This window comes from Streptomyces sp. NPDC096310 (assembly GCF_044763125.1).
Taxonomy (GTDB): Bacteria; Actinomycetota; Actinomycetes; order Streptomycetales; family Streptomycetaceae; genus Streptomyces.
This window is the reverse complement of sequence record NZ_JBIWFO010000027.1, coordinates 17,669-36,506: the sequence shown is the minus strand read 5'-3', so window position 1 is coordinate 36,506 and position 18,838 is coordinate 17,669. Positions and strand designations below refer to the sequence as shown.

General features: G+C 72.7%; 18 protein-coding genes. 12 read left to right on the top strand and 6 right to left on the bottom strand.

Annotated features, from left to right (window positions below):
- Positions 1-24 precede the first annotated feature (24 nt).
- Complete coding sequence (gene metF, locus ACIQ7D_RS32530; RefSeq protein WP_403943862.1) at positions 25-969, top strand: methylenetetrahydrofolate reductase [NAD(P)H]; 945 nt, start codon at positions 25-27, stop codon at positions 967-969.
- Positions 970-1,083: 114 nt separating this feature from the next.
- Here the strand turns inward: metF and ACIQ7D_RS32525 are convergent, their stop codons facing one another.
- Positions 1,084-2,658: an MDR family MFS transporter gene (locus tag ACIQ7D_RS32525; RefSeq protein WP_403943963.1), complete on the bottom strand. Its 1,575-nt coding sequence runs from the start codon at positions 2,656-2,658 to the stop codon at positions 1,084-1,086.
- An 88-nt stretch (positions 2,659-2,746) separates the two neighbouring features.
- Positions 2,747-3,451: a TetR family transcriptional regulator gene (locus ACIQ7D_RS32520; RefSeq protein ID WP_403943960.1), complete on the bottom strand. Its 705-nt coding sequence runs from the start codon at positions 3,449-3,451 to the stop codon at positions 2,747-2,749.
- Between the two features lie 55 nt (positions 3,452-3,506).
- On the opposite strand from ACIQ7D_RS32520, the gene ACIQ7D_RS32515 reads away from it, so the two are divergent.
- Together ACIQ7D_RS32515 and ACIQ7D_RS32510 are read left to right on the top strand one after the other, a co-directional pair.
- Positions 3,507-4,499, top strand: a complete 993-nt coding sequence (locus tag ACIQ7D_RS32515) for an aldo/keto reductase (RefSeq protein WP_403943860.1) — start codon at positions 3,507-3,509, stop codon at positions 4,497-4,499.
- A 252-nt stretch (positions 4,500-4,751) separates the two neighbouring features.
- Entirely contained in the window at positions 4,752-4,955 is a 204-nt protein-coding gene (locus ACIQ7D_RS32510) for a cold-shock protein (RefSeq protein ID WP_041994569.1), read from the top strand.
- A gap of 87 nt (positions 4,956-5,042) precedes the next feature.
- Here ACIQ7D_RS32510 and ACIQ7D_RS32505 read toward each other — a convergent pair whose 3' ends face one another.
- Positions 5,043-5,687 (bottom strand): histidine phosphatase family protein, encoded by a 645-nt coding sequence (locus ACIQ7D_RS32505; RefSeq protein ID WP_403943857.1) that lies wholly within the window; start codon positions 5,685-5,687, stop codon positions 5,043-5,045.
- 243 nt (positions 5,688-5,930) lie between these two features.
- Between ACIQ7D_RS32505 and ACIQ7D_RS32500 the strand changes: the two genes are divergently transcribed.
- Positions 5,931-6,194: a type B 50S ribosomal protein L31 gene (locus ACIQ7D_RS32500; protein WP_403943856.1), complete on the top strand. Its 264-nt coding sequence runs from the start codon at positions 5,931-5,933 to the stop codon at positions 6,192-6,194.
- A gap of 93 nt (positions 6,195-6,287) precedes the next feature.
- On the opposite strand, the gene ACIQ7D_RS32495 is transcribed toward ACIQ7D_RS32500, so the two are convergent.
- Positions 6,288-6,746 carry a MarR family winged helix-turn-helix transcriptional regulator gene (locus ACIQ7D_RS32495; RefSeq protein ID WP_403943854.1) on the bottom strand — a complete coding sequence of 153 codons (459 nt, stop codon included), beginning with the start codon at positions 6,744-6,746 and terminating at the stop codon, positions 6,288-6,290.
- A 163-nt stretch (positions 6,747-6,909) separates the two neighbouring features.
- On the opposite strand from ACIQ7D_RS32495, the gene ACIQ7D_RS32490 reads away from it, so the two are divergent.
- Together ACIQ7D_RS32490 and ACIQ7D_RS32485 are read left to right on the top strand one after the other, a co-directional pair.
- A complete protein-coding gene (locus ACIQ7D_RS32490; protein WP_403943852.1) occupies positions 6,910-7,146 on the top strand; it encodes a hypothetical protein in 237 nt (78 codons plus the stop codon).
- Positions 7,147-7,241: 95 nt separating this feature from the next.
- Positions 7,242-8,066: an aldo/keto reductase gene (locus ACIQ7D_RS32485; RefSeq protein WP_403943849.1), complete on the top strand. Its 825-nt coding sequence runs from the start codon at positions 7,242-7,244 to the stop codon at positions 8,064-8,066.
- A 78-nt stretch (positions 8,067-8,144) separates the two neighbouring features.
- On the opposite strand, the gene ACIQ7D_RS32480 is transcribed toward ACIQ7D_RS32485, so the two are convergent.
- Complete coding sequence (locus ACIQ7D_RS32480) at positions 8,145-8,894, bottom strand: FadR/GntR family transcriptional regulator (RefSeq protein ID WP_403943847.1); 750 nt, start codon at positions 8,892-8,894, stop codon at positions 8,145-8,147.
- A 242-nt stretch (positions 8,895-9,136) separates the two neighbouring features.
- Here ACIQ7D_RS32480 and ACIQ7D_RS32475 point away from each other — a divergent pair, with 242 nt between their 5' ends.
- The 5 genes from ACIQ7D_RS32475 (at position 9,137) to ACIQ7D_RS32455 (ending at position 16,438) form a co-directional block, all read left to right on the top strand.
- Positions 9,137-10,414, top strand: coding sequence for an SLC13 family permease (locus ACIQ7D_RS32475; protein ID WP_403943846.1), 1,278 nt, complete (start codon positions 9,137-9,139; stop codon positions 10,412-10,414).
- A gap of 35 nt (positions 10,415-10,449) precedes the next feature.
- On the top strand, positions 10,450-11,922 hold the full coding sequence (locus tag ACIQ7D_RS32470; protein ID WP_403943843.1) for an acyl-CoA synthetase: 1,473 nt from the start codon (positions 10,450-10,452) through the stop codon (positions 11,920-11,922).
- A complete protein-coding gene (locus tag ACIQ7D_RS32465) occupies positions 11,915-13,321 on the top strand; it encodes a carboxyl transferase domain-containing protein (RefSeq protein ID WP_403943840.1) in 1,407 nt (468 codons plus the stop codon). Before ACIQ7D_RS32470 ends, ACIQ7D_RS32465 begins: the two co-directional genes overlap by 8 nt.
- A 61-nt stretch (positions 13,322-13,382) precedes the next feature.
- Complete coding sequence (locus ACIQ7D_RS32460; RefSeq protein ID WP_403943839.1) at positions 13,383-14,336, top strand: DUF2510 domain-containing protein; 954 nt, start codon at positions 13,383-13,385, stop codon at positions 14,334-14,336.
- A gap of 623 nt (positions 14,337-14,959) precedes the next feature.
- Positions 14,960-16,438: a UDP-N-acetylmuramoyl-L-alanyl-D-glutamate--2,6-diaminopimelate ligase gene (locus ACIQ7D_RS32455; protein WP_403943837.1), complete on the top strand. Its 1,479-nt coding sequence runs from the start codon at positions 14,960-14,962 to the stop codon at positions 16,436-16,438.
- Between the two features lie 106 nt (positions 16,439-16,544).
- On the opposite strand, the gene ACIQ7D_RS32450 is transcribed toward ACIQ7D_RS32455, so the two are convergent.
- Positions 16,545-17,567: an alpha/beta fold hydrolase gene (locus ACIQ7D_RS32450; RefSeq protein WP_403943835.1), complete on the bottom strand. Its 1,023-nt coding sequence runs from the start codon at positions 17,565-17,567 to the stop codon at positions 16,545-16,547.
- A 216-nt stretch (positions 17,568-17,783) separates the two neighbouring features.
- On the opposite strand from ACIQ7D_RS32450, the gene ACIQ7D_RS32445 reads away from it, so the two are divergent.
- Complete coding sequence (locus ACIQ7D_RS32445; RefSeq protein ID WP_403943832.1) at positions 17,784-18,776, top strand: SDR family NAD(P)-dependent oxidoreductase; 993 nt, start codon at positions 17,784-17,786, stop codon at positions 18,774-18,776.
- Positions 18,777-18,838: the final 62 nt, after the last annotated feature.

The following is an 18,838-nucleotide window of genomic DNA, read 5'->3' as shown; positions in this document are numbered from 1 at the left end:
GCGACTTCAGGAAGGACCCCCTCCATGGCGGCAGAGATCGCGGACCGTCCCCACCACGCCCGGCAGGGCTCTCGCGCCCTGCCGGCCGGCGACGGGCCCTCGTACTCCTTCGAGTTCTTCCCGCCGAAGACCGCGGCGGGCGAACGCACGCTGTGGAACGCGATCCGCCGGATCGAGGCGCTCGCGCCGTCCTTCGTCTCCGTGACCTACGGAGCCGGCGGCTCGTCGCGCGACCGGACGATCGAGGTCACCAAGCGCATCGCCGCCGAGACGACGCTGCGCCCGGTCGCCCACCTCACCGCCGTCGGCCACTCGGTGGCCGAGCTGCGCCACATCGTCGGCCAGTACGCCGACGCCGGGATCCGCGACGTCCTGGCCCTGCGCGGCGACCCGCCCGGTGATCCGCGCGGTTCCTGGGTGCCCCACCCGGAGGGCTTCGCCCACGCCGATGAACTCGTCACCCTGATCAGGGAGCTGGGGGACTTCACGGTCGGCGTGGCCGCCTTCCCCGAGCGCCATCCGCGCTCCGCCGACTGGGAGAGCGACATCCGTCACTTCGTCGCCAAGTGCCGGGCGGGCGCCGACTACGCCATCACCCAGATGTTCTTCCACGTCGAGGACTATCTGCGGCTGCGCGAGAGGGTCACGGCGGCCGGCTGCACCACGCCGATCATCCCGGAGATCATGCCCGCCACGGACGTACGGCAGATCCGCCGCTTCGCGGAACTCAGCGACGCGCGTTTTCCCGACGAGCTGGCCGGGCGGCTGGAGGCGGCCAAGGACCGGCCCGAGGAGGGCCACCGTATCGGCGTCGAGTACGCCACGGTGATGGCCGAGCGGCTGCTCGCCGAGGGCGCCCCCGGCCTGCACTACATCACCCTCAACCGCTCGACGGCCACCGCGGAGATCCACCAGAACCTGGGGGTCGGCGTACGGCGCGACCGCGCCCTGGCCGCCACGCCCCTCTGAGAGGCCGCGCGAACAGGCGGGGCGGCCTCTCGGACAAAGGGGAAGGGGCGGGGGCCGGACGGGAAAGCTCCCCGCCCGGCCCCCGCCCCCGCACCTGGCAGCGGAGTCCCGGAGCTAGCTCACCGGGGCGGCCGGGGTCTTCTCGGCGCCCTCCCCGCCCTGCTTGCCGGCCTCGGCCTCCTCGGCGAGCCGCTCCATGCCGCTCGTCGTCTTGAGCGGCTTCTCCTTGATGAAGACCACCGCGACCAGCGCCAGCGCGGCGAACGGGGTGGCGACGAGGAAGAGTTCCGCCGTCGCGACCCCGTAGGCGTGCTCCACGATCGCCCGCATCGGAGCGGGCAGGGTCGTCATGTCCGGTACGGCGCTCTCGCCCGAGCCGCCGGCCGCGGCCTGGCCGCTCCCGCCCAGGCTCTTGGTGATCTCGGCCGTCACCCGGTTGGCCAGGACGGCGCCCAGCACGCTCGTTCCGATCGTGCCGCCCATGCTGCGGAAGAACGACAGCACGGACGTGGCGGCGCCCAGCTCCGAGGCCGGTACGTCGTTCTGCGCCGCCAGGACCAGGTTCTGCATCAGCAGACCGACGCCGATGCCCAGGACGGCCATGTACAGGCTGAGCACTCCGAAGCCGGTGTCGGCGTCGATGGTGGCCAGCAGCCCCAGACCGGCCGTCATGATCACGGCGCCCGCGACCAGATAGACCTTCCACTTGCCGGTGGCGCTGATGATCTGACCGGCGACGGTGGACGACACCAGCAGCCCCAGGATCATCGGCAGGCCCATCAGACCGGCGACGGTCGGGGTCTTGCCGAGGGATATCTGGAAGTACTGGGAGAGGAACACCGTGCCGCCGAACATGGCGACACCGACCAGCAGGCTGGCCACCGTGGTCAGGGCGACGGTGCGGTTGCGGAAGATGTCCAGCGGGATGACCGGCTCGGGCACCCGCGCCTCCACGAGGACCGCGGCCACCAGCAGCACCACACCCGTACCGGTGAGCGCGAACGTCTGCCAGGACATCCAGTCGAAGCTGTTGCCCGCGAGGGAGGTCCAGATGAGCAGCGCGCTGACGCCCGCGACGATCAGGAACGCGCCGAGGTAGTCGATCTTCACCTCACGGCGGACCGTGGGGAGTCGCAGCGTGCGCTGGAGCAGCAGGATCGCGACGAGCGCGAACGGCACCCCGATGAAGAAGCACCAGCGCCAGCCGAGCCACGAGGTGTCCACCATGACACCGCCGACCAGCGGCCCGGCGACCGTACCCACGGCGAAGACCGCGCCGAAGATGCCCGCGTACTTGCCGAGGCGGCGCGGCGGGATGACCGCGGCCATCACGATCTGGGCGAGCGCGGTCAGACCGCCCGCGCCGATGCCCTGGACGACCCGGCTGAAGATGAGCAGACCGACGCCCTGCGAGAAGCCGGCCAGCAGCGAGCCGACGACGAACAGCGAGAGCGAGAGCTGGAGCAGCAGCTTCTTGTTGTAGAGGTCGGAGAGCTTGCCCCACAGGGGCACGGTCGCCGTCATCGCGAGCAGTTCCGAGGTGACGACCCACGTGTAGGAGGACTGGCTGCCGTGCAGGTCGGCGATGATACGGGGCAGTGCGTTCGCCACCACCGTGCCGGCCAGGATCGCGACGAACATCCCGGCCATCAGACCGGACATGGCCTGGAGTATCTGGCGGTTGGTCATGGAGGTCGGCGCCTGTTCCGGCGCCTCTGTAGCACTCAAGGTGTCCTTCTTCGTATTCATTCGGTTCGAGGCATGCGTGTCAGGGGGATCAGCCGTCGGCCCGCGGCTCGGTCAGCCCGTCCGCGAGATGGCCGAAGACCCGTCGGAAGGTGTCCGGGAAGGAGTCCGAGTCCCCCTGGGCGCACCAGTGTTCGATGGCGACCCGTACGGCCGTGGTGGCGACCGCGGCGAGCAGCCGGGGGTAGAGGCCGAGGTGCGAGGTGTCCGGGCCCTTGCCGCAGGAATCCGGCGGGCCCGGCGCCTTCCCGGCGTGCGGCTCCGGCTCCGGAGGGGGCGGCGCGCCGAGCCGTTCGGCGATCGTCCGGGCCAGTTGGAACTCCTCGGCGACATGGGCGCCCATGCCGCGCAGCAGCAGTTGGGGCGAGCGCTGCAGCACCGCGCTCCGCAGGGCCCAGATCTCCTGGCTCTCCTCGACATGGGTCAGTTCGGTGGCCAGCGCCTCGCGCACCGCTTCGAAGGCGGTCAGCCCGGGCGGCGCCTCGCGCACCGCGCGCCGTACGCGCTCGCCTATAGTGCGGTCGATCATGACGAACGCGTCGTCATGACTGTCGAAGTAGTTGAAGAACGTACGCGGCGAGACCCCGGCGGCTTCGCTGATCGCCTCGACGGTGACGTTCTCCGCGCCGTGCACGGCCGCCAGCCGCACCGCGGCCTCCGACAGCGCCGTCCGGGTGGCCTGCTTCTTGCGCTCGCGGAGCCCGAGCGCCGTACCTTCACTCTGCACATCGTGCAGGGTATGCAAAAATGCACGGACCGCAAAATTATTTGCCCGCCCCGGACGCCGTAGCATGATCCGCATGGAGCGGCGCGTGTGGGACAGGACAGGGCGGGTCGTCTCCGCCGTAGGACTCGGCACCTGGCAGCTCGGCGCGGACTGGGGCGAGGTGGCCGAATCGGACGCCTTCGCCGTTCTGGACGCGGCCGTCGAGTCGGGTGTCACCTTCTTCGACACGGCGGACGTGTACGGCGACGGGCGCAGCGAGCGGCTCATCGGCCGCTACCTCAAGGACCGGCCCGACGCCGGGGTGTTCGTCGCGACCAAGATGGGGCGGCGCGCCGAGCAGCGTCCTGAGCACTACACCCTGGCGAACTTCCGCGACTGGAACGACCGTTCGCGTGCGAACCTCGGGGTCGACACGCTGGACTACGTACAGCTCCACTGCCCGCCCACGCCCGTGTACGCGTCGGACGAGGTCTTCGACGCGCTCGACACCCTGGTCGAGGAGGGGCGGATCGGGGCGTACGGCGTGAGCGTCGAGACCTGCGCCGAGGCGCTCACCGCCCTCGCGCGCCCCGGTGTCGCGGGCGTGCAGATCATCCTCAACCCGTTCAGGCCCAAGCCGCTGGAGGAGGTCGTACCGGCCGCCCGCGCGGCGGGTGCGGCGATCATCGCGCGGGTGCCGCTCGCCTCGGGGCTGCTCTCCGGCCGGTACACGAAGGACACGGTCTTCGCCGCCGACGACCACCGCGCGTACAACCGGCACGGCGAGGCGTTCGACCAGGGCGAGACGTTCTCGGGCGTGGACTACGCCACGGGGCTGGCCGCCGCGGCCGAGTTCGCCGGGCTGGCGCCCGAAGGCGTGACGCCCGCGCAGGCCGCGCTGCGCTGGATCACCCAGCAGCCCGGGGTCACCAGCGTGATCCCCGGCGCCCGCTCCGTCGCACAGGTCCGGGCCAACGCGGCGGCCGGTGCGCTGGAGCCGCTGCCGGACACCACCCTGGACGCGGTGAGGGAGCTGTACGACCGCCGGCTGCGTGCCTCGGTCCACGGGCGCTGGTAGGGGCGAAAGGGTGATTGTGGGCCGAACGCGGTCCGATCGCGCGGCACAGACGCAAGAGTTGGTCGTTTCTGTGGCTGTATCGCGTCGCGCCCTGTAGCGTCTTGATCAAGCTGTCGTGGTTCCGAAGTACCGCTCGCCCGTGACGTGCCGTCACGGGCGTTTGTGCTGTTCAGCGTCTCTAAGGACCAAGGCGATCACCTCCGGTTCCCGTATCGTGCGGGAACCATGCGTCCCTTGAATTGGAGACTCATCATGGCCAGTGGAACAGTGAAGTGGTTCAACTCGGAAAAGGGCTTCGGCTTCATCGCCCAGGACGGCGGCGGTCCGGACGTGTTCGCGCACTACTCGAACATCGCGACCTCCGGCTTCCGTGAGCTGCAGGAGGGCCAGAAGGTCACCTTCGACGTCACGCAGGGCCAGAAGGGCCCGCAGGCGGAGAACATCCTCCCCTCCTGAACCGGGGCACCAGGGCGCCGGTCCGGTGGATTGACCTCCACCGGGCCGGCGCCCGCCGCGTGGTACGGGCCACCGGCCGGGGCGCGGTCAGGCGGAGGTCTCCCGCGCGCGGGGCGCCGCGGTGTCCCCGTTCCCGGGCAGGGTCAGGTTCCAGGCGGTGACCACCGGGCGGTCGTGCTCGGTGCCCAGCCGGGAGACGGTGCCGGTCGCGAGGTGGAACAGGGCACCGGCCGCGGGCGCCAGCCCGAGATAGCGCGCGGTCAGCACACGCAGGAAGTGGGCGTGCGCCACGAGCGCGACATCCGCGCCGTCCCCCGAGTCGAGTGCGGTGAGCGCCTCGGTGAGGACCCGGTCGGCGCGGTGCCCCACCTCGCCGGGGCCCTCGCCGGGCTGACCGGCGGGACCGGGCACGACACCGTCGGTCCACAGGTCCCAGTCGGGGCGCGTGCGGTGGATCTCGACGGTCGCGACGCCCTCGTACCCTCCGTAGTTCCACTCCCGCAGATCCGGCTCCACCCGGTACGGGGCGAGACCGGCGAGCTCGGCGGTGCGCCGTGCGCGGGCCATGGGGCTGACGAGCGTGAGGCCGATCCGGCGTTCGCGCAGCAGCGGCGCCAGGGAGCGGGCCTCGTCCTCGCCGTGCCCGGTCATCGGCAGATCGGTGTAGCTGGTGTGCTGTCCGGACAGGGACCAGGCGGTCTCCCCGTGCCGTACCAGGATCAACTCGCCCATGGAGGACGCCCACCTTCCTGTTCGCCGCGCTCGTGCCGGTGCGACCGCGCGGATCCGAAAGGAAGAACCCGGCGGGCCGTGATCACATTCCGTCCGGCCCAGTGTCTCGTGTTCCCGCCCCGGCGACCCGGTGGGAATGGAGCGGGCGGCTGTCGCGTTACACCCGATGTGCCGCTTGATGGACATGACATCCAGTTCCGCGTCCGGCGTGACCGTCCAGGACCATCGAGGAAGGAATCCCGCATGAAGCCTCGTATCCACCCCGTCTCCCGCCAGGTCGTCTTCCGGGACCGCGCCGGGGGAGTGGCCTTCCTGACGCGCTCCACCGCGGACTCGCGGCGACGGGTCGAGTGGGAGGACGGGAACACCTACCCCGTCATCGACGTGGAGATCTCCTCCGCGAGCCATCCCTTCTACACGGGCGCCGGCCGCGTGGTGGACACCGCGGGCCGGGTGGAGCGCTTCGAGCGCCGCTACGGCGGGCACGGGGCCGCGCCGCGCCGCTGACCGTATCGCTTGGCGAGGAGCCAGACGCGCGAAGCGTCGGTGAGGAGCCGGGCGGGAGACCTGAACAAGGTCTTCCGCCCGGCTCCTCGTCTGTCAGACGGCGGCGCCCCGGGAGGCGACGGCCCGGACGAGAGGGGCCAGTTCCGGGTTCTTCGCCGCCTCGTCCAGGGCCTCGCGCAGCGCGGTGTCGTTGGTGGGCCGCGCCTCGGCGAGCAGTCGCAGCCCCGCCTCGCTCACATTGGTGTAGATGCCGCGCCGGTCCGTCGGGCAGAGGTAGCGCGTGAGCAGTCCCCGGTCCTCCAGTCGGGTGACCAGCCGGGTGGTCGCGCTCTGGCTGAGCACCACGGCCTCGGCGACCTGCTTCATCTGGAGATGACCGCCCTCGCCGTCGTGCTGGCGGCTGAGGGCGTCCAGCAGCGAGTACTCACGGACGCTGAGATCGTGCCCCCTCTGGAGCGCGCGCTCGATATGCGCCTCGATCCTGCCGTGCAGCAGGGAGAGCGCGCACCAGCCCTGGGCGAGCCCGGTGAGCGCGGTGTCCGTGGCGGTCATGGCTTCCTCCTGCGTACGGGGCGTGAGGCTCCCAGGATAGGACACATCCGCAATAGACCGCGTTTGCAGGTAATCGGCGTCTGCAACTATTGTGCACGCCTGTAAGGTGCCCATGCAATCGTGCGTTCCTCGGTCGGAGATCCGGGCCGGAAAGGTGACATTCGTGCCACTCGCGCTTCTCGCGCTGGCCGTCGGGGCCTTCGGGATCGGAACCACCGAGTTCGTGATCATGGGGCTGCTCGTCATCGCCGCCGGACACGGCTACACCGCCCCGAACGCGGTGGGCGCCGCGCTGGCCGCCTCCGCGCTCGTCCTCGCCGTCGTCTCCGCCGCGCTGGAGCGCCGTACGCCGACTGCCGGACGCCCATGGCGCGCGGTGCCCACGGCGTCGGTACGTTGAGGGGTGATCTGCCCCCTTTGTTCGCCTTCTCGCAGCACACGACCCCACCGGTCCGACCGGACCGACCGGACCGGACCGGAAGAAGAGGAAACACCATGACCTCCGTCCCCCACGTCGTCCTCAACAACGGCGTCAGGATCCCGCAGCTCGGCTTCGGTGTCTTCCAGGTCGACGACGCGCGGACCACCGACGCGGTCCGCACCGCGCTGGAGACGGGTTACCGCAGCATCGACACGGCCGCCGCGTACGGCAACGAGCCGGGCGTCGGCCGCGCGCTCGCCTCCTCGGGGGTGCCGCGCGACGAACTGTTCGTCACCACCAAGCTCTGGAACGACGACCAGGGGTACGACGCGGCCCTCACCGCCTTCGACCGGAGCCTGGCCAGGCTCGGCCTCGACCAGGTGGATCTCTACCTCATCCACTGGCCCACTCCCGGACGCGACCGTTACGTCGACACCTGGCGCGCGCTGGAGAAGCTGCTGGCGGACGGCAGGACCCGCGCCATCGGCGTGTCCAACTTCCAGCCCGCCCACCTCCAGCGACTGCTGGACGAGACCGGGATCGTCCCCGCCGTGAACCAGATCGAACTGCACCCCGGCCTCCAACAGGCCGCGCTGCGCGACTTCCACGCCCAGCACGACATCGCGACCGAGGCGTGGAGCCCGCTCGCGCAGGGCGCGCTGCTCGACGACGCGACGATCACGCGGATCGCCGGGCGCCACGGCAGGACGCCCGCCCAGGTGGTGCTGCGCTGGCATCTCCAGCTCGGGAACATCGTGATCCCCAAGTCCGCGACCCCCGCGCGGATCCGGGAGAACTTCGACATCCTCGGCTTCGAACTCTCCGCCGACGACCTCGAAGCACTGACCGCGCTCGACCGGGGCCTGCGCACGGGCCCGGACCCCGACAGCTTCAACTGAGCCGGGCAGGGGCCCGGTCGCGCGGGCGCATGTCGCACGCGCGACCGGCCCGCCCGGGACCGCGCGCGGGCGGCGGTCTCAGGCGCCGTCCTCCGGATTCCAGTCCAGCAGGCGCACCTTCGCCACCGTCCGCACATGGCGCCGCATCGCGGCCGCGGCCGCCTTGCCCCGCCGGTCCTCGATCGCGTCGAGGATCGCGCGGTGCTGCGCCAGAGACCGCGCGGGGCGGCCGGGCTGCCGCAGGGACTCGTGGCGGCTCTCCGTGATCTGCTCGGAGATGGAACGCATGAACTCCGCGAGCAGGGTGCTGTGCGCGGCGGCGGTCACCGCGGCGTGGAAGAGACGGTCGCCCTCGACGCCGTGACCGCCCGCCGCGATCTCCTCCTCCATGTGCCGCAACGCGTCGTGCAGCGCGGCCAGATCCGGCGCGGTGTGCCGCTCGGCGGCGAGTTCCGCGAGCTTGGTCTCCAGCGCCTCGCGGGCCTCCAGCACATCGGGGAGCCGCCGTCGGCGCTCCACCAGCCGCTCCACCGGCTCCGGGTCGAGACTGTCCTTGCGCAGATATGTGCCGCCGCCGTGCCGCACCTCGACCAGCCCCTGGACCTCCAGGACCACGATCGCCTGCTTGACGGAGGCGCGGCTGACACCGAGCCGCTGCGCCAACTCCCGTTCGGGCGGCAGCCGGTCGCCCGAGCCCAGCCGTCCCTCGGCGACATAGCTGCGCAGCCGGTCGAGGACCTGCTCGTACAGGCGTGGCCGGGCCATCGGCCGCAGGGCCTGGGCCGCGTTCTCACGCGGTGTCGCAGCGGACTCTCCCTCGTCGGACATCCGCCACCCCCCTCCCTGCCCCGTTTCCTCCGGGTCCCTGACGCGTCAGCCTAGCACCGGGCGGCCAAGTGGCTGAGCCAATTCCCGTCCGATCCCTTGACGCCCGTCCCGCTCGACGGCCAATGTGGTCCAGCCACTTGGCCAGTGGTCCAGTCAGCCGCTCGACCCCCTCGGCCGCCCGCCGACCGGTCGTCGGCCCATTCCTCTCCGTATCGAGGGACCCAGGGACGGGAGCCCGCGCCATGTCCGCCGAACTGATCTCGATTCTTGTGCTGGTGGTGGTCTTCGTGATCGCCACCACCCGGTCCATCAACATGGGCGCGCTCGCCTTCGCGGCCGCGTTCGGCGTCGGGGAACTCGTCGCCGGGCTCGACGCGAAGGGCATCTTCGCCGGTTTTCCCGGCGACCTCTTCGTGGTGCTCGTCGGCGTCACATACCTCTTCGCGATCGCCCGCGCCAACGGCACCACGGACTGGCTCGTCCATGCCGCGATCCGGCTGGTACGCGGCAGGATCGCGCTGATCCCGTGGGTGATGTTCGCGATCACCGCGCTGCTGACCGCGATCGGAGCCGTCTCCCCGGCGGCCGTCGCGATCGTCGCGCCCATCGCGCTGAGCTTCGCCGCCCGTTACGGCATCAGCCCGCTGCTGATGGGCGCCATGGTCGTGCACGGGGCCCAGGGCGGCGGATTCTCGCCGATCAGCATCTACGGGACGATCGTCAACGGCATCGTCGAACGCGAGAAGCTCCAGGGCAGCCCGCTCACCCTCTTCCTCGCCTCGCTCGCCGTCAACCTCGTCATCGCCGGGATCGTCTTCGTCTGCTGCGGCGGGCTCGGGCTGCGCGGCACCCAGCCCGGGCCCGGCCGGGACGGCACAGCGGGCAAGGACGGCAACGAGGCCGCGGAGGAGGGGAGTTCACGGCTCAACCCCGCCCGTACGGCGACCCTCGCCGCCCTGGTCGTACTCGTCGTCGCCGTTCTCGCCCTCGACCTCGACGCCGGGCTCTGCGCCATCACCCTCGCCGTCCTGCTCAGCGCCTGCTGGCCCGAGACCAGCCGCAAGGCGGTCGGCGAGATCGCCTGGCCGACCGTGCTGCTGATCTGCGGTGTCCTCACCTACGTCGGTGTCATGGAGGAGATGGGCACGATCGACTACGCGGGCAACGCCGTCGGCGGTATCGGCGTCCCGCTCCTCGCCGCCGTACTGCTCTGCTACATCGGTGCGATCGTCTCCGCGTTCGCCTCCTCCGTCGGCATCATGGGCGCGCTCATCCCGCTCGCCGTGCCCTTCCTCGCCCAGGGCGAGATCGGCGCGATCGGCATGATCACGGCGCTCGCGATCTCCGCGACCGTCGTCGACGTCAGCCCCTTCTCCACCAACGGCGCCCTGGTGCTGGCCGCCGCGCCCGACGTCGACCGTGAGCGTTTCTTCCGGCAGCTCATGGTGTACGGAGGGATCGTGGTGGCGGCGGTACCCGCCGCTGTCTGGCTGCTCCTGGTGGTACCAGGCTTCGGATGACCGGTCAGACCCGTCCACAGCAAGGAGAACGACGCGTGTCCCCTCTCTTCCCGGCCCTGGCCGCCCGCTCCCGGCGCCCCGCGCTCCGGTTCGGCGACCGTACGCTCACCCATGCCGAACTGGCCGGCGCGGCCGGCTCCCTGGCCCGCCGGCTCTCGGGCGAGCGGCGGGTCGCGGTCTGGGCCACCCCCACCCTCGGCACGGCGGTGGGGGTGGTGGCGGGGCTGCTGGCCGGGGTCCCGGTCGTCCCCGTCAACCCCAGGAGCGGCGAGAAGGAACTCGCCCATATCGTCGCGGACAGCGCCCCCTCGCTCGTCATCGCGGAGCCCGGCGTCGCGCTGCCGCCCGCGCTCGCCGCACTGGAGCGCGTCGACGTCACGGCGGACGCCCCGCCGACCGGGGCCGCGCCGGAGGCCGGGACCGGGGAGACGGGCGGGTCCTTCCCCGAACCCTCGCCCGAGGCCCCCGCGCTGATCGTCTACACCTCGGGCACCACCGGACCGCCCAAGGGCGCCGTCCTGCCCCGCCGCGCCCTCACCACCAACCTCGACGCACTGGAGGACGCCTGGCAGTGGACCGCCGACGACGTGCTGGTCCACGCGCTGCCCCTGTTCCATGTCCACGGGCTGATCCTCGGCATCCTGGGCCCGCTGCGCCGGGGCGGGTCCGTCACCCACCTCGGACGGTTCGACACCGCGGGCGTCACCCGGGAGCTGTCCTCGGGCGCCACCATGCTGTTCGGGGTGCCCACGATGTACCACCGGATCGCCGAGGCGCTCGCCGACGACCCCGCGCTCGCCGAGGCGCTGGCCGGTGCGCGGCTGCTGGTGTCGGGCTCGGCGGCGCTGCCGGTCCACGACCACCGGCGGATCGCCGCGGCGACCGGCCGCCGGGTCGTCGAGCGGTACGGCATGACCGAGACCCTGATGAACACGAGCGTCCGCGCGGACGGCGAACCGCGCGCCGGAACGGTCGGCGTCCCGCTGCGCGGCGTCGAACTGCGGCTGGTCGACGAGGCGGGCGCCGCCATCGGGACATACGACGGCGAGAGCGTCGGCGAGATCCAGGTCCGCGGCCCGAACCTCTTCACGGAGTACCTGAACCGCCCCGACGCGACCGAAGCGGCCTTCACCGACGGCTGGTTCCGCACCGGCGACATGGCGATCAGGGACCCCGACGGCTATGTCCGGATCGTCGGCCGCAAGGCCACCGACCTGATCAAGAGCGGCGGTTACAAGATCGGCGCGGGCGAGATCGAGAACGTCCTGCTGGAGCATCCCGGGGTAAGGGAGGCCGCCGTCACCGGTGAGCCCGACCCGGACCTCGGTGAGCGGATCGTCGCCTGGATCGTGCCCGCGCGGCCCGAAGCACCGCCGACGGAGAAGGAGTTGGCCGATCATGTGGCCGGGCAGCTCGCCGCGCACAAGCGCCCGCGCACCGTGCGCTATCTGGACGCGCTGCCCCGCAACGACATGGGGAAGATCATGAAGCGGGCGCTCCATGGCTGAGCGGCGCGGCGCACGGGCGGCGATCGCGGCGGTCCTCGGACCGGACGCCGGAGCCTTCACCGAACTCTCCTCGCCCGAGGGCCCGTCCGTGCCGGACGGACCGCTCGGCTGGGAGGGGTACGACGCCGCGCGGGCCCGCGCGGCGGAGCGTACCGGCGAGCGGGAGTCCGTCGTCTGCGGCACCGGCCGGATCGGCGCCACCGAAGCCGTCGTCATCTCCTTCGAGTTCGGCTTCCTCGGCGGATCCCTCGGCGAGCGCACCGGCGACCGGCTGGAGGCCGCGTACCGCCACGCGCGCGAGCGGCGGCTGCCGGTCGTCTCGCTGATCGCGACCGGCGGCAGCCGCATGCAGGAGGGCATGCGGGCGCTGCTCCAGCTCCAGCGCGTGGCCCGGCACGCCGCGCTGACCCGGACGGCCGGGCTCGCCCAGCTCGCGGTGGTGCGCGACCCGACGACCGGCGGCGGCTGGGCCACCCTGGGGGCGGGCGCCGATGTCGTCCTCGCCCTGCCCGGCGCGCAGATCGGCTTCGCGGGATCACGGGTACGCCCGGCGGACGCCGATCCGTACGCGTACACCGCCGAGGCGCAGCTCGCCGCCGGCCAGATCGACGCGGTGGTGGGCGAGGAGGGGCTGGGCGCGTTGGTCGGACGGTGGCTGGCCCTGCTCACCGGCGGCGGAGCGCAGGTGGCCGGGTCAGGGGCGGGCGCCGCGCCGCCGCCCGACGCGCTCGGCGGCGCCCGTCCCGCCGCCACCGGATGGGACGCGGTCCTCGCCGCCCGGTCGCCCGAACGGCCGCGCGCCGCCGCCTACCTGGACGCGTACTTCGACCACCGGGAGGAGATCGGCGGCGACCGCTGCGGGGGTAAGGACCCGGGGATGCTCTGCGGGTTCGGCCGCCGCGAGGGACGCACCGTCGCCTTCGCCGCGCAGTGCGGCACCGCCACGCTCCCGGCCGGATACCGTACGGCAGCCAGGCTGATCCGGCTCGCGGAGCGGCTGGACATCCCCGTACTCACGCTGGTGGACACCCCGGGCGCGGCCAACGACGCCCGGGCGGAGCGTACGGGGGCGGGGGCCGCCATCGCGGATCTCTTCGCGGCCGTCGCCACCGCCCGGGTCCCCGTCACCACCCTGCTGATCGGCGAGGGCGGCTCGGGCGGCGCGCTCGCCCTGTCGGCCCCGGACAACACCTGGGCCACACCGGACAGTTACTTCTCCGTCATCGCGCCCGAGCTCGCCACCGCCATCCTCAAACGCGACCCCGGGCACACCCGCGCGACGGCGGACCAACTTCGGCTCAGGCCCCAGGACCTGGTGTCCCTGGGGGTGGTACGCGGCATCGTCCCGGCGGGCAACGGGCGGGAGAACGCGGACGGGCCGACGCCGGGGGAGCGGTGAGTGCACCGATTCTCATGGGCCTCTCACCAGCCGTTCAGACAATATGCCTAAGCTGAGAGCCGTGACTTACACGACGCCGCCCGGCTGGCATCCCGATCCGGGGCACACAGGTGACGGTCCACGCCAGGAACGATGGTGGGACGGGTCCGCGTGGACCGACGAACTCCGCGCCACGCCCACCGGCCAGTGGGACCCACCGGCCGCACCGCCCTACCCCCTGGCGCCCCCTCCGGCACCCCGGAACAACGGGCGGCGGATCGCACTCGGCGCGACCGCGGTGGTGGTGGCACTGGCCCTCGCGGGCGGCTTCTACCTGCTCGGACGCGACGGCGGCCACAACGACGCCGTGGGCAGGTCGGGTTCCGGCCCCGCGCCGTCCACGGCGCCCTCACAGCCGGGGCAGGACGCCCCGGACCCCGACGGCCGGGGCGGCCCCGGCGGGGAGAGCGGCGCGCCCGGCCAGCCACGGACCGAGGACGGCTACGCCACCGACGGCGCCAGCGGCATCAGCCTCCCCGTCCCCGACGGCTGGACCGGAGAGTCCGGGCCGGTCGGCGCCGGGGTGACCACCGGGACGTACGACTGCCCCGGGGACACCGCGCAGTCCTGTGTACGGGGCGGTGTGTTCTCCGTACCCGCCGCCGCGCTGAAGATCACCACCACCTCGGCCAAGGCGGCGGCCGAACAGGACATCGAGACCAACGCCGAGGAGTCGTACGGCGGTACGACCTACGGCAAGATCTCCTCGCACCAGCAGCTCAAGTCGGAGGCGGTCACCGTCGCCGGGCAGAAGGGCTACCTGGTGCGGTGGAAGGTGGTCACCGGCAAGGGCGACGACGGCTATGTGCAGTCGCTGGCCTTCCCCTCCCCGTCCTCGCCGGAGATGCTGGTCGTCGTACGCTCCGGCTTCGACGTCAACGACAAGGCGCCCGAACTCTCCGTCATGGACGAGATCACCCAGGGGATCAAGAAGGCCGCCGGGACCGGCGCGGGCGGGACCGGCCGGGGGGTCTGACCGCACATCCCCCGACGGACGGAGCAGTGGGGCGGGGCGCGCGCCGCCGCCCCCCCCCCCCCCCGGCCCCCCCCCCCCCCCCCCGCGCCCCCCCCCCCCCCGCCCCCCCCCCCCCCGGGTGTACCCCGGGGGTGGGGGAGGGGCGGGGTGGGCCCCCCGGGGGGGGGGGGGGGGGGCGGCGGGGGGGGGGGGGCGGGGGGGGGGGGGGGGGCCCCCCCCCCCCCCCCCGGCCGGGGGGGGGGGGGGGGGGGGGCCCGGCGCCCCCCCCCCCCCCCCACCGCCGTGTCCCCGGCCCGGTCCCCGGAGCGCCGCCGCGGCCGTACACTCGCCTCATGGGTTGTCCACGTGGTGTGAGGGAGTGCCTGCGAGGGGCCCCCTGCGCCCGGTGCGGCGCCGCCGGCCGCGTGTCCGCCACGACGCCCGGCCCCATGATCGCGCCCGAGGCCGCCTGCCTCGCCCTGCACGGCCACGGTTAGGGCCTTTCGCCCGGATCCGGCACGGCCGGCCCGTGCCCGTGCCCGTACACCACCGCCGGATCCCCCCTCCTCCCGTCACTCCGCGAAACGCTGCCCTCCGGGCCGGTTCGCGGTGCCCCGCGCCCCCGCCACCACGAGAGGACCCCCTTGAAGCTGAGCACCCTGCTCACCGGGTACGACCACGAGATTCTGCGGGGCGATCCGGAGACGGAGATCACCGCGGGCCCCTGCTTCGACACGCACCGGGTCACTCCCGGCACGCTGTTCGTCGCCGTCCCCGGCCACGAGGAGGGCGGCCCGGCCTCCGTCGGCCCCGCCCTCGCGCGCGGTGCGGTGGCGGTACTCGTCGGCGCGGCGGGACCCGGCGCCGACGCGCCGGTGTGGGCGGACACGGACGTGTGCGTCGTACGGGTGGCGGACACACGCACCGCCACCTCCGCCATTGCCTCCCGGTACCACGGCGAGCCGGGCCGGGAGATGGACATGGTCGCCGTCACCGGCACCAACGGGAAGACCTCGGTGTCCTACATGGTCGAGTCCGTCCTGCGGCTCGCCGAGGGCACCAGGGTCGGGGTGATCGGAACGGCGGGCAGCCGGATCGGTGACGAGCTGATCCCCATGCCCCGCTCCGTCCTGACGACGCCCGAGGCGCCGGACTTCCAGTACCTGCTGGGGCGGATGCGCGACCGGGCGGTCTCCACGGTGGTCCTGGAGGCCACCTCCATGGGCCTGCTGACCCACCGGGTGGACCATGCCCACCTCGACGTGGGGATCTTCACCAATCTGACGCAGGACCATCTCGACGACCACGGCACGATGGAGAACTACCGGGACGCCAAACTCCGGCTCTTCCAGGGGCTGTGCGAGCGCGCGGTGGTCAACGCCGACGATCCGGTGGGGGCCGGGATCGCCGCGCTGATGCCCGGCGCGGTGACGACGTACGCGCTCGACACCGACGCGGACTACCGGGCCACCGATCTCGCCATGGACGCCTTCGGCACCCGCTTCACCCTGCACCACGCGGGGCGCAAGTACCCGGCGGCGATCCCTGTGCCCGGCCGGTTCTCCGTCTCCAACGCCCTCGCCACCGTGGCTGCTTGCCATCTGCTCGGACACGGGCTGTCCGGCCTCGTCGGCGCGCTCGACCGGATGCCGCCGGTCCCCGGACGCTTCGAGCGGTACGAGACCCCGCGGGGCACCGCGGTCATCGTCGACTACGCGCACTCGCCGGACTCCCTGGAGAAGGTGCTCACCACGATCCGGGACTTCGCCCGTGGCCGGATCATCACCGTCTTCGGCTGCGGCGGGGACCGGGACAACACCAAGCGGGCCCGGATGGGGGAGATCGCCGGTACCCACTCCGACCTGTGCGTTCTCACCTCGGACAACCCCCGGGGCGAGGACCCCCTGGGGATCCTTGACCAGATCACCCCCGGACTCGCCGCCACCGGCATCCCCTTCGAGCGGCTCGCCGACCGCCGCTCGGCCATCGCCTTCGCGCTGGAGGCGGCCGGGCCGGGCGACATCGTCCTGATCGCGGGCAAGGGGAGCGAGCCGTACCAGATCGTGGGCGACCGGCTCCTGCCGTTCAGCGACATGGCGACGGTGCGCGAACTCGCCGCGTAGCGGTACGGAGCGGGGCCGCGCCCGGACCGGGCGCTGTCCGCGCCGTCGGCGGGCCCAGGCCGCCCCGCGACGGCCGTGCCGGGCCCGCGGCCGGGCCCGGGCGACGTCAGAGCGCGGCGCGGCCACCGAGGCCGACAGGGGCCGGCGCGGCGACCGCCGTGCCCAGGATCTCGGGACGGGAGGCGTACGGCAGCCCGTCCACCGAGCGGTCGGTGCAGAAGCGCGCCATCAGATCGGCGAAGTCGGGGATCCGCTCCACCGGGGCGAGATGGTCGGTCTCGTCGATCGTCAGGAACCGCGCCTCGGGCAGCGTCGCGGCCACCTCGCGCCCCATCGCGGGCGTGGTCAGCGTGTCGTACTCGCCGGTCACCACCAGGCTCGGCACGGCGGGGACCGGCTCGGGCCGGTACCACTCGTGCCGCATCAGCCGGGTGTTGTGCTCGGCGGACTTGCCGAGCTGCTCCGGGTCCTGGCCGGCGATCTGCTGATACACCAGCCGGGCGACGGCGGCGTGCTTGCGGACCACTCCGGTGCCGGGGGGCGACATGAACCGGTCCGCCAGTTCACGGGCGATGGTCTCGGTCTCCCCGCGGTCGATCATGACGGCCCACCGCTCCATCGCCGCCGCGTAGTCCGCCGGGATCCGGGGAGTCATGCCCACCAGCATCAGCCGGGCGACCATCGCCGGGTAGTGCTGTGCGAACCGTACCCCGATCGCCCCGCCGAAGCAGGCGGCGACCATGTTGACGCGCGGCACGCCCAGTTCGTCGAGCAGGTGCCGGACGGCGGCGGCGAGGAAGTCCACACCGTACGCGGCGGGCAGGAAGTCCGCCGTACCGTACCCCGGCAGGTCCACCGTGATCACCGGTCCCACCGGACTCAGCCACTTCTCGTGCCGCATCCAGGAGTTACGGTCCTGGGAGGAGCCGCCCAGCACCACCACCGGCTCCGTCAGCGGGGCGTCACGGTGCACGACGCGACAGGTGTAGCGGAATCCGTCGAAGGTGAGGTCCCGCTCCTCGACCGGGCCGGCCGCTCCGCGCGCGCCCCCGTCGTACCCCTGCCCGGGGATGAGCGGGTGGGCGCGGGGCGACTCGTGGTCCTGGGCGAGAAGGGCGTCGATCGGCATGGGTGACTCCAGAGCTCCGGTACGGACAAGAACGTCCCTGCCTAGCAGTTGACCCGTCCGGGCCACGTATCACTGACCCGATCGTGGGCGGGTCGCGCGCCGAACTCCGCCGTCCTGTTCGACGCTCGCGCAACCGGACGTCCGGTGGGGTGAACCGCGCCCGGGTCCGCCGGTGCACTTGACTTCGAGAGCGCTCCAATTCGTAGCCTGCGTCGCATGACAACGCCACAGAACGAGGCAGCACCCCACCGGACACCCCAGCACCCGATCGGATCGGGGTTCGGCGCCACGAGCACCGCCCGGGAGGTGCTGCGCGGTGTCGACCTCGACGGCGCGCTCGCCCTGGTCACCGGCGGCTACTCGGGCCTGGGCCTGGAGACCACCCGCGCGCTCGCCGGGGCCGGTGCCCGGGTCGTCGTACCGGCCCGGCGGCCCGACATCGCGCGCGAGGCACTGGACGGCATCGACAACGCCGAGGTGGACGAGGTGGACCTCGCCGACCTCGACAGCGTCCGGGAGTTCGCCGAACGCTTCCTCGCCACGGACCGGACACTCGACATCGTCATCAACAACGCGGCGGTCATGGCCTGCCCCGAGACCCGGGTGGGCCCCGGCTGGGAGGCCCAGTTCGCGACCAACCACCTCGGCCACTACGCCCTGGTCAACCGGGTCTGGCCGGCGATCGCGAGCGGGGCGCGCGTCGTCTCGGTGTCCTCCACCGGGCACCACAACTCCCCGATCCGCTGGGAGGATCCCTGGTTCGAGCGGGGCTACGACAAGTGGCAGGCGTACGGCCAGGCCAAGACGGCCAATGTGCTCTTCGCCGTCCACCTCGACGCGCTGGCCAGGCAGTCCGGCGTCCGGGCGTTCGCCCTGCACCCCGGTGGCATCCTCACCCCGCTCCAGCGCCATCTGGCCCGGGAGGAGATGGTCGCGGCCGGCTGGATCGACGAGGACGGAAACGCGCTCAACCCGTCGTTCAAGACACCCGAGCAGGGCGCGGCCACCCAGGTCTGGGCGGCCACCTCGCCCCGGCTCGCGGACGCCGGCGGTGTCTACTGCGAGGACTGCGACATCGCGGAGACCACCGTGGAGGGCGGCCCCCGTAAGGGCGTACGGAGCTACGCGACCGACCCCGAGCAGGCGGCGCGCCTGTGGCGCCTGTCCGCCGAACTGACCGGGGTGGACGCGTTCGCGACCACCGGCTGAGCGCGGTGCGGTACGGGCGCGTACGGCCCAGGTGTCCTGGCTCAGGCACCAGCCGCAAAGTA

Coding starts and splice junctions, on each gene's coding strand:
- ACIQ7D_RS32450 (WP_403943835.1), bottom strand. CDS start 17,567: ATGCCGATCGACGCCCTTCTCGCCCAGGACCACGAGTCGCCCCGCGCC.
- metF (WP_403943862.1), top strand. CDS start 25: ATGGCGGCAGAGATCGCGGACCGTCCCCACCACGCCCGGCAGGGCTCT.
- ACIQ7D_RS32515 (WP_403943860.1), top strand. CDS start 3,507: ATGATCCGCATGGAGCGGCGCGTGTGGGACAGGACAGGGCGGGTCGTC.
- ACIQ7D_RS32485 (WP_403943849.1), top strand. CDS start 7,242: ATGACCTCCGTCCCCCACGTCGTCCTCAACAACGGCGTCAGGATCCCG.
- ACIQ7D_RS32445 (WP_403943832.1), top strand. CDS start 17,784: ATGACAACGCCACAGAACGAGGCAGCACCCCACCGGACACCCCAGCAC.
- ACIQ7D_RS32475 (WP_403943846.1), top strand. CDS start 9,137: ATGTCCGCCGAACTGATCTCGATTCTTGTGCTGGTGGTGGTCTTCGTG.
- ACIQ7D_RS32525 (WP_403943963.1), bottom strand. CDS start 2,658: ATGACCAACCGCCAGATACTCCAGGCCATGTCCGGTCTGATGGCCGGG.
- ACIQ7D_RS32465 (WP_403943840.1), top strand. CDS start 11,915: ATGGCTGAGCGGCGCGGCGCACGGGCGGCGATCGCGGCGGTCCTCGGA.
- ACIQ7D_RS32505 (WP_403943857.1), bottom strand. CDS start 5,687: ATGGGCGAGTTGATCCTGGTACGGCACGGGGAGACCGCCTGGTCCCTG.
- ACIQ7D_RS32480 (WP_403943847.1), bottom strand. CDS start 8,894: ATGTCCGACGAGGGAGAGTCCGCTGCGACACCGCGTGAGAACGCGGCC.
- ACIQ7D_RS32495 (WP_403943854.1), bottom strand. CDS start 6,746: ATGACCGCCACGGACACCGCGCTCACCGGGCTCGCCCAGGGCTGGTGC.
- ACIQ7D_RS32500 (WP_403943856.1), top strand. CDS start 5,931: ATGAAGCCTCGTATCCACCCCGTCTCCCGCCAGGTCGTCTTCCGGGAC.
- ACIQ7D_RS32510 (WP_041994569.1), top strand. CDS start 4,752: ATGGCCAGTGGAACAGTGAAGTGGTTCAACTCGGAAAAGGGCTTCGGC.